At 44.6% G+C, this 16424-nt stretch carries 16 protein-coding genes and 1 riboswitch; of the genes, 1 reads left to right on the top strand and 15 read right to left on the bottom strand.

Annotated features, from left to right (window positions below):
• The first annotated feature begins 628 nt into the window (after positions 1-628).
• A riboswitch (SAM riboswitch) is annotated at positions 629-726 on the top strand.
• Positions 727-800: 74 nt separating this feature from the next.
• Positions 801-1088, top strand: coding sequence for a hypothetical protein (locus tag ACRPI0_RS01365; RefSeq protein WP_432354287.1), 288 nt, complete (start codon positions 801-803; stop codon positions 1086-1088).
• A 61-nt stretch (positions 1089-1149) separates the two neighbouring features.
• Here the strand turns inward: ACRPI0_RS01365 and ACRPI0_RS01360 are convergent, their stop codons facing one another.
• The 15 genes from ACRPI0_RS01360 to ACRPI0_RS01290 form a co-directional block, all read right to left on the bottom strand.
• Entirely contained in the window at positions 1150-2031 is an 882-nt protein-coding gene (locus ACRPI0_RS01360; RefSeq protein ID WP_432354286.1) for a DMT family transporter, read from the bottom strand.
• Between the two features lie 62 nt (positions 2032-2093).
• Positions 2094-2870: a sulfite exporter TauE/SafE family protein gene (locus ACRPI0_RS01355; RefSeq protein ID WP_432354285.1), complete on the bottom strand. Its 777-nt coding sequence runs from the start codon at positions 2868-2870 to the stop codon at positions 2094-2096.
• A gap of 61 nt (positions 2871-2931) precedes the next feature.
• The gene (locus ACRPI0_RS01350) at positions 2932-3159 is read right to left on the bottom strand and encodes a sulfurtransferase TusA family protein (RefSeq protein ID WP_432354283.1); all 228 of its coding nucleotides are present in this window, start codon (positions 3157-3159) and stop codon (positions 2932-2934) included.
• An 18-nt stretch (positions 3160-3177) separates the two neighbouring features.
• The gene (locus ACRPI0_RS01345) at positions 3178-4299 is read right to left on the bottom strand and encodes an MBL fold metallo-hydrolase (protein ID WP_432354281.1); all 1122 of its coding nucleotides are present in this window, start codon (positions 4297-4299) and stop codon (positions 3178-3180) included.
• A 33-nt stretch (positions 4300-4332) separates the two neighbouring features.
• Entirely contained in the window at positions 4333-4728 is a 396-nt protein-coding gene (locus tag ACRPI0_RS01340; RefSeq protein WP_432354279.1) for a DsrE/DsrF/DrsH-like family protein, read from the bottom strand.
• A 2-nt stretch (positions 4729-4730) separates the two neighbouring features.
• A complete protein-coding gene (locus tag ACRPI0_RS01335) occupies positions 4731-5297 on the bottom strand; it encodes a sulfurtransferase TusA family protein (protein WP_432354277.1) in 567 nt (188 codons plus the stop codon).
• A gap of 37 nt (positions 5298-5334) precedes the next feature.
• A complete protein-coding gene (locus ACRPI0_RS01330) occupies positions 5335-5631 on the bottom strand; it encodes a rhodanese-like domain-containing protein (protein ID WP_432354276.1) in 297 nt (98 codons plus the stop codon).
• A 529-nt stretch (positions 5632-6160) separates the two neighbouring features.
• Complete coding sequence (locus ACRPI0_RS01325; protein WP_432354275.1) at positions 6161-6550, bottom strand: DUF302 domain-containing protein; 390 nt, start codon at positions 6548-6550, stop codon at positions 6161-6163.
• 63 nt (positions 6551-6613) lie between these two features.
• Complete coding sequence (locus tag ACRPI0_RS01320; protein WP_432354274.1) at positions 6614-8266, bottom strand: glycerol-3-phosphate dehydrogenase/oxidase; 1653 nt, start codon at positions 8264-8266, stop codon at positions 6614-6616.
• A 32-nt stretch (positions 8267-8298) separates the two neighbouring features.
• Positions 8299-8985, bottom strand: coding sequence for an MgtC/SapB family protein (locus tag ACRPI0_RS01315; RefSeq protein WP_432355855.1), 687 nt, complete (start codon positions 8983-8985; stop codon positions 8299-8301).
• A 547-nt stretch (positions 8986-9532) separates the two neighbouring features.
• Positions 9533-10819 (bottom strand): amidohydrolase, encoded by a 1287-nt coding sequence (locus tag ACRPI0_RS01310; protein WP_432354273.1) that lies wholly within the window; start codon positions 10817-10819, stop codon positions 9533-9535.
• A 12-nt stretch (positions 10820-10831) separates the two neighbouring features.
• Complete coding sequence (locus ACRPI0_RS01305; RefSeq protein ID WP_432354272.1) at positions 10832-12358, bottom strand: AbgT family transporter; 1527 nt, start codon at positions 12356-12358, stop codon at positions 10832-10834.
• A gap of 14 nt (positions 12359-12372) precedes the next feature.
• Complete coding sequence (locus tag ACRPI0_RS01300) at positions 12373-13800, bottom strand: amidohydrolase (protein WP_432355854.1); 1428 nt, start codon at positions 13798-13800, stop codon at positions 12373-12375.
• Between the two features lie 188 nt (positions 13801-13988).
• Positions 13989-15230, bottom strand: a complete 1242-nt coding sequence (locus ACRPI0_RS01295; RefSeq protein ID WP_432354271.1) for an amidohydrolase family protein — start codon at positions 15228-15230, stop codon at positions 13989-13991.
• A gap of 15 nt (positions 15231-15245) precedes the next feature.
• On the bottom strand, positions 15246-16424 hold the full coding sequence (locus ACRPI0_RS01290) for a hypothetical protein (RefSeq protein ID WP_432354270.1): 1179 nt from the start codon (positions 16422-16424) through the stop codon (positions 15246-15248).

The raw sequence follows: 16424 nt of genomic DNA, 5'->3' as shown, positions 1-16424 counted from the left end.
TGTCGGAGAACGGCCCCGCCGCCATTCAGCCCCCCACTCTACGGTGATCCAAAATGGATTTCTATGTCTTCCTTCACGGCACTATTCTTCATCCCTAAACAAGCGAAGCGCTACCACATAGTCCCTTAACGTGCTTGAATTGTGTCCCGTTATCGACAAACTTCGCTATGTGTCGAAGAAATCGGAGTATGTGAATGAGAAACTCACCCGGCTGACAAAGAAATGTTGCGTTGTGATGGGGAAACTGAGACGAGTGTCGGAGAACGGCCCCGCCGCCATTCAGCCCCGCTCTAAGGTGATCCAAAATGGATTTCTATGTCTTCCTTCACGGCCTATTTCCCATCCCTAAACAAGCGAAGCGCTACCACATAGTCCCTTAACGTGCTTGAATTGTGTCCCGTTATCGACAAACTTCGCTAGGTGTCGAAGAAATCGGAGCATGTGAACGAGAATTTCACTCGGCTGACAAAGAAATGCTGCGTTGTGATGGGGAAACTGAGACGAGTGTCGGAGAACGGCCCCGCCGCCATTCAGCCCCGCTCTAAGGTGATCCAAGACGAACTCCTATGTCATATTGCCCTACCTCGCGCGTTATGCTACACTTAACCTAACTAAACGAACGACTCTTTTCTTATCCAGAGAGACCGAGGGACTTGGCCCGAAGACGTCTCAGCAACCTGCTCACGCAAGGTGCTGCTGCCAACAGGGAAACCTGGCCGATGAGGAGAAATTTGCGCAAGCAACTCTTCTCTTTCGGGGGAAGAGTTTTTTGTTCGGCAAATTTTAAGGAGATGATCCACATGGGGACAATCGAACAATTACATGCACAAAAAGAACAGATTATGAAAGAAGAACTACGTAGCGCAGCGGGTGCTATGAAGCGCCACCACACACTTGCCCGTGTCCAACAGGAAATCGATTACTTCGACCAAGGCGACTTGCTTTCTAAAAAAGCGCTGCAGAAAGAGCTGAAAGAAATTGCCGATTTGCAACGTCTAGCGGACGAACTTGCGGTGCAGATTGAAACCCGAAAGCAGAAATTGTTGAAAGACACATTCGGTCCAGATGCCAACCAACTATTCGAGTAACGCAAAAAACCCTCGTGCCCACGAAACTTCGTGAGTAAGAGGGTTTTAATCATAACAACGTTTATTCTTTTCTGGTCAATTCTGCAGGTACTTCTTCTCCGCCTTTGCTGCGCAAAAACATATAGAATGAGGAGCCGAATATAATAATATACCCGATGAAACTGTAGATATCCGGTATTTGACCGAGAAGTACAAATCCGAGTATCGCTGAGAAAACTACTGTGAAATAGTTGAACACCGAAATCTCTTTAGCTGGTGCGTACTTATACGCGAGTGTAATTCCAAATTGGCCCACAGTCGCGAACACTCCTGCTGCTAATAAATACACCGTCTGTTTCAGCGTCATTGTTTGGTAAGTGAAGATAACGAACGGCAACAGCACAACCGTCGTGAATGTTGAGAAGTAAAAGACGACCGTGTAAAACTTTTCACGACTACCGAGTGCACGTAATACGGTGTATGCACCGCCTGCGAATACTGCGGATAATACTCCAGCTGCATAGGGAATGATGTCTAGTGAAAATGATGGTTTGATGATGAACAGTGTCCCTAGAAATGCTATTAAAATACTATATAGTTGAAACGGTTTGACATGCTCTTTCAAAAATAGTGCCGCAAACACAATTGTGAAAAACGGGCTCATTTTGTTGAGCATATCTGCATCTGCAAGGACGAGATGGTCAATCGCATAGAAGAATAATACGATACCAATAGCGCCAAGTGCGGACCGGAGCAATAGCAAACGTTGGTTTTCCCGTTTGCCGAATAGGCTTTCCTTAAAATGAATTACGAAGAAAAATGCGATAATCATCGATACTCCATTACGGAAAATTGTTTTCTGCATCGTCGGGACATCCCCAGATAATTTCACAAATGCGGTCATGAGTGAAAACCCGAAAGCCGACGCTAATAAAAGTAAAATTCCTTTGTTACGATTTGTCATAATAGCCTCCGGTTCAATAACAATACGAGTTGTATCTTATCATACACCGACGGTTGAATCTGTTATAACAAATCGCTCCAAATATTGATGGCAGTTGCAACAATTAGTACCGCTAGTACCCATTTCAACACATTCGGATTCACTTTCTGACCGAACTTTGCACCGAGTGGAGCTGCAATGATCGCCGCTACAATTAGAACAAGCGCAGGACCCCATAACACTTGGCCCGTCGCGATTTTGCCTGTTGCGGAACCAATCGATGAAATGAATGTGATGGCAAGTGATGAGGCAATCGTAATCCGAGTCGGAATAGCGAGTACGGTTAACATAATTGGCACGAGCACAAATGCGCCGCCCGCTCCGACAACTCCTGAAGCGAGTCCCACTACAAACGCAAGTCCAGCTGCCAGCCATTTGTTGAACGTCACTTCACTGGCAGGTCGGTCCTCCACTTTTTTTCGTGGAATGAATAACAAGACGGCAGCGATAAGAGCAAGGACGCCGTACACCAAATTGACCGCTTGTTCAGACAGCATACTCGACCCGAGCCCTCCTATGAAACTTCCCACCAATACCGCGCCACCCATGTAAAGGATGAGCGTTTTGTGCAAAAGTCCGGTCCCACGATACGCAAGAACTCCCGCAATCGTTGCAAAGAAGATTTCCACTGCGCTGATTCCACTCACTTCATGGGCTGTCAACGCGGTTAATCCGAATAACGGTGGGATGTACAAAAGCATCGGGTATTTTACGATTGCACCGCCAATTCCCGCCATTCCGGATAAAAACGAACCAATAAATCCAATTAAAAATAAAACAACGATGAAGCTAACACTCATCTCTTAACCCTTCTTTCAAGGAAAAGAAGGTGGCACTCGTGACACCCTTCTCCATTCAAACTTATCCTTTTTTAATAAAGAACGTAAAGACATCATCTGCCTCTGTTTGCTCTAGCAATACGTGTCCACCCGACTTCGTCCAGGCAGTTAAATCGGCTTTTGCGCCTTTGTCTGTTGTCTTCACTTCAAGTATTTCTCCTGAATTCATATCTTTCATGGCATTACGTGTTTTGACGATTGGCATCGGACATGACAAGCCCGTTGCATCTAAAAAATGATCTGTTTTCATGGTTAAATTCCTCCTTAGTTATCGAACGGCACACCGGTTTGGCCCAATTTCCATCTCGCGTTGTGTTTCAACGTCTGGAGTGAGTACACCCATGTTTGTTTTACGTATTTCTTGATAGGCATTCGGTTGTGACGGTAAGTTTTCCGTAACGAGTGCGCGGAATTCGTTTCCATCCTCAACTTGCAATCCATGATTCTCTGTAAATAGTACACTCAATTTCTTTGCAACGCTGCCGTCTGCATTCACTTCTTTCATCTCCATGAAGTGCGCAGGTAGTACGACGAGCTTTTCCGACAATTGTTCATAACGCTCGTAGAGAGTCGTACGCAAGTCACCTACCCAATCTTCCGCCATTCCCGCAAGATCCGGGCGTCCAATCGAGTCGATGAATAGAATATCGCCCGTTAGCAAATACGTGTCATCCACAACAAAAGATGTCGATCCACTTGTATGTCCTGGTGAGAATATAGCTTCAATCGACGTATTTCCGACCGTTACTTGAAGACCATCTACTAACTCGTTAAAGTCAAACACAACTTCTTCTGCATCCTGAACCGGCAAATAATAGTTCGCACCCGTTTTTTCAGCAATGACACGTCCACCGGAAATGTGGTCTGCGTGTAAGTGCGTGTCGAATATGTGCTCAATTGTTGCTTCCTTTTCTTTCGCGAAATTGAGGAAGACATCCGTCATACGCGTAGCATCAATGATTGCACCCTTGCCTTGGTCAATGACCATATAAGACAGACAACCTTTTCCTAGACGAACAAATTGGTACAACTCTCCGCCACTTTTCAGCGTTCCTATTTTCACAGGCTCCAAGTATTCACTCCAAGCCTTCATCCCGCCTTCAAGATATGCAACGTTTAAGCCCTCTTCAGAGAGCATTTCCGCTACCATTTGTGAAGAACCTTCTTTCGCACAAACGACGAGAATGTCGCGATCCGAAGGGATTTCACCTTTGATTTCTTCGACACCATCCAACAAATCGAAGTATGGGATATTCAAGTATTGAATCGATTCCCCTTCAATTTTCCAATCTGCAAACGCATCTTCATTGCGCACATCTAAGATAAAGAGCGGCTTTTTGTCTACACTGTAGCGCGCCACTTCTTTTGAATTCATCAAACGAACCGTCATGATTTCAACCTCTTTCTATGATTAATTCTTGATTTAAAACGTAAGCGTTACGTCTGCTTCCTTCGCAAACTCTAGGAACGTCACTGCGCCACCGACTTCGATTCCGTCTACAAATGCCTCTTTTTCTAATCCCATGACGTCCATTGTCATTTGGCATGCGATGAATTTCACGTCGAGTTCTTGTGCCATTGCAATCAGTTCAGGAATCTCTGGCACGTTTGCATTTTTGAATCCTTCTGCAAAGTATTCTTTGCCTTCAGGTAATGGTAAGTGCTGTGATGCTTCTTTGTGGATTAAGTTCAACCCTTCAAATGTGAAGAAGATGGTTACTTCGTGTTCACTTGCTGCTGCTGCAGTAGCGATATTGAATACTTTGTATGCGTCGAAAAGTCCACCGTTTGCTGCAATGATTGCTGTACGTGTTGTCATAATTAATATCCCCTTTTGTCTGTTTGATTTTTCCATTCGGTCATGCCTGGTACTACGTTGTATACGTGTTTGAAGCCATTTTCTTCTAGCTGGATTCCTGCGATCCCACTTCTTCTACCTGTTTGACAAATGAGGTAGATTGTCAAGCTTTTATCCAACTCATTCATACGTGTTTCTATTTCACCGAGTGCGATATGGACGGCACCTGGAATATGGGCTTCGTTAAATTCATCCGATTCACGGACATCGATAATGGTTAGTGATGGATCTTGTTCAAGTTTTTTTGTGAATTCATCCAGTTCAATGACTGGAATATCTTGTTTCACATCAACATTTGCACTATCTTTCTTCAAGAAGTGATGCAACACATTACTTTCGGTTTCTGTGCCTAAGTAGGCGTGACCAGAACTTGCGGCCCATGCTTTTATATCCGCTGTAGAGCCTTTGTCTGTCGCCAATACTTCCAAAATGTCCCCAGCAGATAAGTCTTTCATCGCTTTTCGGGTACGTACGATTGGCATTGGACATGCAAGCCCTTTAGCATCAAGTACATTTGCTGTTTCAATCATATAGTTCCCTCCATCTCAGTTCTCATGGTCGCGTGGATTACTCTATCGTTCCGTCCCAGTTCATCATGCCACCGACCATATTTGTCGCTTGGTAGCCATGACTTTCCAAGAGTTGTGTCGCACGTCCACTACGTGCACCTGATCGGCAAACCATAATGTAAGGAGTATCTTTTGATAAATCTTGTAATTTGAATTCAAGGAGTCCTAGTGGAATATGAATCACACCCGGAATTTTGCCACTTCCAAGCTCATCTGCTTCCCTTACATCAATTAATGCAATAGGTTCTTTCGCTGCTAGTAATTTTTGAACTTCTTGTACAGTTACTTCTTTCACGTGAAGAATCCCACCTTTAATTACCCTCATGGGTATAATTTTAAATAAAAAATATATGCTGGTTACATACCTCACACCGTATATTACATTGCAGGAGACTCGATGTCAATGAGTGTGCTTGAGATATGATTCTCGGGGACGTGCGATATGAGCAGACCAGCGGGATTATGATCACTTTCCGTGTTTTATGAGCGCTTCCCCTGGGTTATGATCACTTTTCGCGTTTTATGAGCGCTTTCCATAGGTTATGATCACTTTCCGTTTTTTATGAGCGTTTTCCATGGGTTATGATCACTTTTCGTTTTTTATGAGCGCCTGCCCTTGGTTATGATCACTTTTCGCGTTTTATGAGCGCTTTCCCTGGCTTATGATCACTTTTCGCGTTTTATGAGCGCTTTCCCTGGCTTATGATCACTTTTCGCGTTTTATGAGCGCTTCCCCTGATTTATGATCACTTTTCGTGTTTTACGAGCGCTTTCCGTAGCCATAGAAAAAGCGCCCCATCTCTAGGGCGCTTCTCAGAATTTGATTATACTGCAGCGGCTTGGTCGATGCAGCTGATGAGCTGCTGTTCCACTTCTTTAGCTGTCGCAAGAATGGTTTTATCACCGAAGTCTTCCATAAGTTTTGTAGGAAGAGGCATGGCGATTTTTGTTAGGCCAGCTTCTTCAAACACCACGATCTTGCAAGGAAGGAATGCGCCTGCGAGCAAGTTTGCACTTAAGACATTCGCAGCGATTGATGGATTACACACTTCGAGAACTGTGTATGGAGCAGGCGGTTGCACGCCCTTTTCTTCCAGTTTTGCACTCAAGTCAAAGTTCCACAGGACGCCAAACTTCGCTTCTTGCAATGCTGCTTCGATTGCTTTCACCGCTTCGTCACGCGATTTTGTCGTTTCTGTACTATATGTGTTCATCTAATTCGCCCTCCTTTTGCTTCACTCATTTAGATTACTTCCCTTGATCGGACATCACTAAACTTACCCCTTAGGGTACCCTTTTGAGTCGGATATACGTGCTTCCAACTCTTCAGTGAATTGCTCTGTCTGCTGGTGTGACCAGTTTAGTATGTCGTTCATATAGTCAATAACTGGTTGCATCCACTTCTCAACCCAATGAATGTCGAAGAATATCGCACCTGTTCTACGCATGAAATAATCTACAGGCGTCAACGCCATTTCGTATTCAATGGCATAAAGCAGAGTTAGTTGGATGGCTAGGGGCAATGGACTCACGGGATTTGTTCGGCTCACCAGTTCAGCTACTTGGTCGGTATTCGTGCCATACATCGATGCGATGTTGAGTCCATCTTGGAATGATAAACCGAGCTTCGTCAGCTCGGTAGCTCGATTTTCCACATAAGGCCGGTACTCGGATGAATGCGTAAACTCTCCACCGGAAAGTCGCAAATTCCTTGTGACGCAAGGTCGGACAGGCATTCCTTCGCTCTTCAGCTTTTTGCTTACAATATCCATGATTTCCTCTGCCATTTTCCGATAGCCTGTCAGTTTGCCCCCGGCAATTGTCAGCAAGCCAGTCGAGGACTCCCAAACTTCGTCTTTCCGTGAAATTTCTGAAGGACCTTTCCCTTCTTGCTGAATGAGCGGGCGCACGCCGGCCCACGTAGATTCAATGACATTCATCCCGACTGCAGCATCTGGAAACATTGTCTTAATCGCATGCAACAAATACTGTTTATCCTCTTCAGTAATTTGGGGATTTTTCAAATCAGCGTCGTAAACGGTATCTGTGGTACCTACGTAGGTTTTTTCGTTACGCGGAATCGCAAAAATCATTCGATTGTCTGGCGTATCGAAGTAAATCGGTTGATGTAGTGGAAAATTGGATCGATCGAATACTAAGTGAACCCCTTTTGTTAGTAGCAATTTTTTGCCTTCGATTGGTTCATCCATTCCCATTACTTGCTCTACCCAAGGCCCACCTGCATTCACAATCACTTTGCCGTGTGTGTAATAGGATTCGCCTGTAAGTTGGTCTGTCATTTCCACACCATTCAAACGACCTTCATCGCCATAGAGGAATCCATTCACCTTCATATAATTCAGCAAATCTGCGCCTTGTTCATGGGCGCGTTTTGCGACTTCAATCGTTAAACGCGCATCGTCCGTCCTATACTCCACGTACTCTCCACCACCAACTAAGCCTTCCTGATTGAGCAGTGGTTCGCGAGCCAGCACTTCTTCTTTAGATAACATTTTTCTTCGCTCAGACTTCTTCACACCTGCAAGAAAATCGTAAACTTGTAGACCGACAGAAGTCGAATACTGTCCAAACGTCCCACTTTTATAAAATGGTAATAACATCCATTCCGGGTGCGTCACGTGAGGTGCATTTTCGTAAACGATGGCACGTTCTTTACCGACGTCTGCAACAAGCTTCACTTCCAGCTGTTTTAAGTAACGAAGTCCACCATGAACCAATTTCGTAGATCGGCTAGAAGTTCCTGCAGCAAAGTCTTGCATCTCTATTAGTAATGTTTTTAATCCGCGGGTAGAAGCATCTAAAGCAATACCAGTGCCTGTAATACCGCCACCAATGACAATTACATCATAATTTGCAGTGGTAAGTTGTTGTAACCAATGCGTTCGAGTCGTATGCGAAAATGGCTTCATGTGCAAATCGTCTCCTTTTTCTCTGGATCGTGTTAGCTAATAACTTCAATTGTTTGAACGTGTTCAATTTGCTTTATTAGTTTATAAATTTCCGGAAGTGAACGTTTGCCAGTGACTCTGGCCTTGATTTCCAATAGATGCATGTCTTGCTCGTCTAGGTCTTTAATTTTAGTTTGATAAATATTAAATCGTTGTCGCGCTAATTCGTCCATGACCGTTTCAATACTCGATTGTTCGTTCACTTTTATACGTAATGTTAGCTCTTGATGTCGCAAGCGTTTAGGTCCATGTTTTATAACTAGATATGGAATCAATTCAACGCTTAATATTAGTAAGACCACGCCAAAAATGGCTTCCATATAGAATCCTGCGCCTACGGCAATACCGATTCCAGCGGCTCCCCAAATCATAGCTGCAGTCGTAAGTCCTGATATCCGTTCATTCCCTCGCCGTAAAATGACCCCAGCGCCTAAGAATCCGACTCCTGATACGATTTGCGCGGCTAACCGCAGTGGGTCCATTTGAATCTTTACCCCGCTCGTACTATCTGGAAACGAATATGCAGATTCAATAGAAACAATGGTAAGTAGGCAACTGACGATACTAATGACAAGACTTGTTTTTAGCCCAAGTGGTTTGCTTTTTAGCTCACGTTCGAGTCCAATGACCAAGCCAAGAACAGCGGAGATGCTCAATTTCATAATCATTTCTGCTTCCAGCCAAAAATCCACACCCTCACCTCCAGAACTGATTGTTTCTTTAAGTATATTTTCAGTGTACTCGAAGAATGCCTCCAGATGCTAGAAAGTAACTGTGAGTTGAAGGTACTCATAGCGTAGAATCGGAAATTTGTAGGTCCATATCGGCAGGATGGTGCTGGGTATCGGAAAAATCTAAGCTTGAATCGGAAGTTTCAACGGAACAATCGGCAACTTGGAAGAATTTATCCGCATCAGACTACAATTCAAGTACTTGATTGGTGGCGCTTCGCGCTTTTAGGGAAGGTCATCCCGTTGCACAGTACGTTTTCTGCGTTCTCCGACAGTTCCGTGGGATTGTCGGACACTTAGGCAGGTTTCTCGGACACTAGATCATCTTTCTCCAACCTATCCACCCACTTCTCTGACACAACGATGAATTTCTCGATAAAGACAACCAATTCATGTGCTAAATTGGAATAGCCAACATCTGTAGCTCATATTCTCTCCACAACTTCAAAAAAGACCCGGTAGATCCGTTTTCATAAACGGGTCTACCGGGCATTTTCTATTCTCTACCATTCAATGCAAGAGCAGTTCGATACAAAACATCGACTGCGACGGGAAGTGTGTCTTCCTTAATGTCAAAACGTTCGTTATGATGACCCGCTGCTAGTTCTGTGCCAAAAATACAATACGTTGCCTGGCCTTTGTTCTCTTTCACGCGTTGCATGAAGTAGGTGGCGTCTTCAGAGCCGGCAGAGGCATTGTCGGCATTGTGGACTTTTGTAATCCCCATCGTTTCCTTTGCAACTGAACCGACCATAGCCGCTAATCCTTCCGAGCATTTGCAGCTGATGGCTTCACCGACAACGTCAATTGTACATTCGACGTCATACATAACAGCAGCGCCACGCAGGACGTTCTCGGCTTGGCTGCGAATAAAATCATTCACTTCAGACGTTTGTCCGCGAGTCTCAAGTTTCATAGTAGCAGTATCTGCGATGACATTACGGCCGCCCCCACCTTGGAGTTCACCAACGTTCACTCGGGATTCTCCACCTGAATGACGGGATATCGCGTGGAGGTTAACCGTAGCACTTGCAGCTGCAAGTAACGCATTGCGCCCTTCTTCAGGCTGGGCCCCTGCGTGCGAAGCTCGGCCTTGGAACGTAACGTCCATTTTAGTCGTTGCCATAAATCCGTTTGCTGCAGCGACGAACTCACCATGTGGAACCCCTGTGCCAATATGCGATGCAATGAAGAAATCAGCGTCGTCAACAACGCCCGCTTCGGTCATTGACTTCGCGCCACGTGTTCCTTCTTCCGCAGGCTGAAACACGATGCGGATAATGCCATTCATCGCTTCGGGATCTTCTGCGACAAGCGTCGCAAGTCCGATTCCAATCGCTGTATGGGCATCATGACCGCATGCATGCATCGATCCTTCATTCACGGAACGAAATCCGAGCTGATCCGGCACATGGTCTTCATCGAAAGATTCCTGAATGGGTAAAGCGTCCATGTCGACACGAAATACTGTTACAGGCCCTGGTCTACCTGTATCCCAGTCTGCAACAACTCCTGTACAGCCTGACGCGAAGTGTTCGATAAATTCTGGTTCAGCACCATTTTCCATCGCCCACTTATAGTGGTCCACAAGCGTTTTCAAGGGTGGCGTGCCCATCATTTCATGTACCGCCATGACATCTTCTGCAAGTCTGACCGCAAATCCGAGTCGCGTTACTTCCGCCGCCACTTTAGACGCCGTGCGCATTTCCAAAAAGCCTTGTTCAGGATAGCGATGCAAATCGCGTCGCCATGCCGTCAATTTTTCTTCTATCTTGTAAACCATCTAGCTCCCTCCTTAAGGTGTATAGAATGGTGTGATGCCTGGTCCGAATGGAATGCCCGCATAGAAGAATACTAGAATAAGTAGAATCCAAGCGATCAGGAAGCAGATTGAGAACGGAAGCATGAGTGAAATGAGTGTTCCAATTCCTGCTTTTTTATCGTATTTCTGCATGAACGTCAACACAACAACCATGTAAGGCAGTAGTGGCGTTATAATATTGGTGGATGAATCGGCAACGCGATAGGCAACTTGTGTAAATGCCGGATGATAGCCAAGTTGCATAAACATTGGCACAAAAATCGGTGCCTCAAGTGCCCACTTCGCAGAACCTGATGTGATCAAGAAGTTCATGAGTGCCGTGAAAATGATATAACCAATAATAAGGCCCATACCAGTAAAGTTTACAGATTCTAAGAAATTCGCACCGTTCACAGCAATCCATGTACCGATATTCGACCAACCGAAGTAAGCAATGAACTGAGAAATCGCGAAGATTAGAACGATATAGCCCGACATATCTTTCATCGATTCAGCCATATAGCTTGCGATATCTTTACCGCTCTTAATCTTACCTACTGAAATACCAAACGTGACGCCTACTACTAAGAACATAAAGAGGATAATTGGTACAATTCCTGTGATGAACGGTGAAGGAATCATTCCTCCGTCTTCATTTCGAAGTGGGCTGTCTGGCCAAAAGATTCCTACTGCAAGTATTGCTACATATAAAAGTCCTGCGATTACTGCGTTACGGAATGCTTTTCCCGAACGCGGGTCTTCTTCATCCATCTCCAACTCAACAGCGTCTCCATCGTATTTCCCTAGACGAGGTTCGATGAATTTAGAAGTGATGAAACCTGCGAGCAACGTTAGCATGAACACGGAAACGATATTGAAATACCAGTTATCGACTGGCGTCACGATAATCGAATCATCAACGATTTTTGCAGCTTCCGTTGAAATTCCTGAAAGTAATGCGTCCGTACCTACAATGAATAAATTCGCTGTAAAACCTGCACCGGCAGAAGCATATCCAACTGCGAGACCTGCGAGTGGATGACGTCCTACTTTATAGAAAATCATGGCTGCAAGAGGTGGAACGAGAAGCATTGCAGCATCTGAAGCAATATTTCCCATGATTCCTACGAATGCGACCGCATACGTGAGCAACCAAGAAGGAGACTTCATAATCGTTTTCTTAATAGCATAGTCGAACAATCCAACTTTTTCAGTCAATCCAATTCCGAGCATCATCGCTAGAACGATACCGAGGGGAGCAAAGCCTGTGAAGTTTGTAATCATCGATTCTAAAATATATTGCAACCCTTCACCCGACAGTAAGTTGTTTATCGGCAACGTTTCTCCAGTACCTGGGTGCTTCACCGAAGCATCAAATAAACTGAAGATGAAAGATGCAATCATGACTATTACTGCCATAGAAACGAACAGGATAAACGGATCTGGTAAACGGTTCCCAAACCGTTCAATTCCATTTAACATTTTGTTAAAAAACCCCTTCTTAGCTGTTTCCACTCTCATTCCCCCTCTTCTTTTCACTTACCAAGTGCTGAAGGCTGAACGTCTTCAGGTATTGGACACGTGTACGGATTTTGTTTCGAGAATTCCGCAAACTCTGCTTGAATAGGTACTAACAATTCCCCATTTTCAAAAATCTTTAGAGCTGCAAGTGCCATGGACGCTCCCGCTCGCAACATTCCTTTATGTGCGTTTGGTGATAGTCCTTGACTCGTCATCTGCCACGTATGTAGCGGTGTTCCTAGTGCTGATGTGGAGGTTGAGAGTTGCGCAGTCGGCAAGACCCAGCTTACATCGGATACGTCAGTTGAGGCCGTTAAGATCTCAGTTGGGATTTCGTAAGGCGAGATGCAATCTGATACGTATTTGCCTGTAAATTCAGAGCCATCTCCAACGTATCCGAACCCTTTCATGACACCGAGGTAATCTTTCTGCTCTCCTTCTGAGAGGGATTCAAAAATGCCTCGTGCATACTGTTTTTCATCCTCAGTAGGTGGCTCGATACCGATTTCCTCTAAACTTTCGAATAAAATCTTCTCCAGTGCACGGTTCGGGATGTAATTCGAGCAAGCTTTGTCCACTTCGACAGTCATTTGCGTTTCTGTCATTAGCGCAGCCCCTTGAGCGATTTTGTTCACACGCTCATACAAATCCATAACGCGTTCTGTTGTTGTATCGCGAACTAAGTACAATACTTCCGCATTGGCTTGGACGACGTTCGGTGCGAATCCACCTGTATTCGTAATCGCATAATGTATGCGCGCCTGATCTGGCATATGCTCACGCAAATATTGAACGCCTGTGTTCATAAGCTCTACAGCATCCAGTGCACTGCGACCTAAATGTGGTGAATTTGCTGCATGTGAAGGAATCCCTTTAAAGCGATAGAACACTTGAATGTTTGCAAGTGTGCTCAAGCTCATAATGCTGTTGGTTGGTGACGGGTGCCAAGTGAGTGCAAGATCGGTTCCTTCAAATACGCCTTCACGTACCATAAATGTCTTTCCAGATCCGCCTTCTTCTCCTGGACAACCATAAAATATTACCGTGCCTGATAACTCATGTTGTTCTAAGTATGCTTTTGCCGCACAAGCTGCTGCAAAGGCACCAGTTCCGAGTAAATTATGTCCACAGCCATGACCAATGTGGCGCTCCCACCGTTTTTCTTCAATCTCATTTGGTTCTTGACTTAGTTCGGGTAGTGCATCAAATTCCCCCAGAAATCCGATGACCGGCTTTCCTGATCCAAACGTTGCGGTGAATGCGGTTTCAATTCCACCAACACGTCTCTCTACTTTGAATCCTTGCTGCTCGCATTGCTCGGATAAGTACTTAGCAGACTCATATTCTTCAAAACGAGTTTCAGGATGGTAGAAAATGTACTCGCTCACTTGTTCAAAATAGGCAGCGTGCTTCTCGATATATTCTTTCGTGAATGCTTTCAAACTCACTCATTTCTCCCCCTTTAATATATTGAATACTTCCAATACAATAATTATATGTTAGATAGGTTTTCAGATTTCGTCAACAGTCGACGGCAAATTTCGCAAAGTAAGGTATTTAGGGCTAAGTCTCCCACATTAATTGGAATAAAAAAACGTCCTCCATACGCATATAGATGGAGGACGTTCAATCATCGAATATCTTTTTCTACTTTACCGTCTTTCATAACAACCTGGATTGTAACATGATTCGCTAACGATTTAATATCTTCTAATGGATTGCCTTTAATAATGAGGATATCGGCAAGTTTGCCGGCTTCAATCGTGCCGACTGTTTCTTCCCATCCAAGACATTCCGCTGCAGTTTTTGTCGATGCCACAATCGCATCCATCGGCGTCATCCCAGCGTTGCACATCAACTCTAGTTCACGTAAGTTCGTACCATGCTTGAATACCCCTGCATCTGTTCCCATCGCGATTTTCACTCCGGCTTTGTACGCTTTTTGGAAGCTTTCAATGTGATGATGGATGACTTCTTTCGACTTTTTCACAGCACTTGCTGGCATTCCCGTTGCGTCTGCCGTTTCAAGTACTGCAACAGGCGCTAGTAATGTCGGCACTAAATACGTTCCATTTTCAAGCATCAGGTCAATCGCTTCGTCGTCTATGAAAATTCCATGTTCAATCGAATGAATGCCTGCACGTACTGCGTTCTTGATACCTTCTGCACCTTGTGCGTGTGCCATGACACGCGTGTTTTTGCGGAATTTCCCTTCTTCCACAATTACTTTCAGCTCTTCCAGTGAAAACTGAGTGAATTCCGGATGATCCGTTGCACTCAATACTCCGCCTGTTGCGTGAACTTTAATGACTTCTGCACCAGCTCTTAGCATTTCACGCGTTTTCTTACGCACCTCTTCAACTCCATCACACATTCCATTCGGCATTCCTGGATAATCTGAAGCGATCAAGTCGACTGTAGTTCCAGATACTGTATAGCCATCTCCGTGGCCGCCTGTTGTCGTGAGGGCATTAATGCTTAGCTGCAACCGTGGTCCTGAAATCAGGCCTTCTTCCACTGCTTTCTTCACACCGAGATCTGTACCGAGTGCATCACGAACGGAAGTAACACCCGCATGTAATGTCGTTTTCAAATACTCTGCAGCTTGATAGTACATGAACGAAAACGGTGTAGCTAGACGCTCAGCCATAGGTGCATATTCCAACATCATATGAACATGAGTGTCGATGAAGCCTGGAGTGATTGTACCACCTTGTGCGTCAATAATCGTTTCATTTCCAGTAACCGTATACCCCGCTTCATCACCAACATATTCGATCTGATTCCCAGATACAACAACAATTTGCCCTTCTTTCGGTTCTGTACCTGTTCCATCTAGTAGTAGTCCATTTTTAATAATTGTTTGTGTCATAAAAAACCCTCCATTTTATAGTGTTTTGATTAATATACCTGCGATGACTACAGAGGCAACCGTTACAGTCGTGAATCCTCCGATTATCATCGGTGCGAGCAATTCGTTGAAAATCAGCTTTTCTTCTTTCTCATTGCGTGCGCAACTTCTACTTACTTCTTCACAGAGGATGTAGTCTCCTGGGAAACCGAACAACGCTGTTAGCGCAACAGGCATTCCTTTATATGGATTCCACTTAACAAGTCTCGCAGTGAGATAGCCTCCGATTGAAATACCTATAGTACCAATCACGAGTATTGTAAGAATAGCAGGCAAGTTATCTAATACCTGACCCGGTGTTACACCAGCCATTGAACCGATAACAACGAAGATGATTCCAATCATTGTAATTGTAAATGAATTTGCACGTTCTAATTCACTTGACTCAAACACCCCTAGTTTTAGGCCAATGATTCCAATCACTAAGCACCATAATGTGTAGTGTATTGGTGTAACTGTGCCGAGCATCACACCGATGCCTGCACCTGCAAACACGAAGAATAATTTGAGTACTGCACTCGAACGGAGTGGATTTTTCTTCTTAGGAACAACTTCTTCGATATCATCCTCATCGGTAATAGAATTTCCCGTCATTGAAACAAATGTGCCATCGTCAATTTGACGTTGCATAACTCCCGCATATTTTTTCATGAAGTGCATTGCTAGTGGCATACCTGCCACACCTTGGAATGCAACTACGAGGGCTGGAATAATAACGATTGATGTTAAACCAATTTCTTTCAGTTTCTCCGTTGTTACAAGTAAAGCAATAATCCCACCGCTGATGGGGCCAATTCCTGCTACTGCCGTTGGATAATCGAAAATCAGTGGGACAATTAGTAAAATCAAAATCCCTGAAAATAGAACACCGCCAAGCGCGATAATGACGGCTTTATACTGAGTCTTGACAAGTGAAAATGGAATCATCGTTCCCATATGAACAATCGCCGGTCCGATTAAAATAGCACCGAGTGCAGCGAACTGTGAGATTTCTAATAGGTTTTTAGGGAAAATGCCTGTCCAAGAGAGGACTAAATATCCGACCATCGCTGTCAATAACATCGGAATTCGTGCTCTGGAGATTATGGACAGCCATTCGCCGAGCGCAATTAATGAAAGAATTAATACAGTTGCAATTAGTGGATTTGATAGCAT

It is taken from the genome of Sporosarcina sp. A2 (assembly GCF_050858885.1).
In the GTDB taxonomy this organism is placed as follows: domain Bacteria; phylum Bacillota; class Bacilli; order Bacillales_A; family Planococcaceae; genus Sporosarcina.
This window is presented reverse-complemented; position numbering and strand designations above follow the sequence as displayed.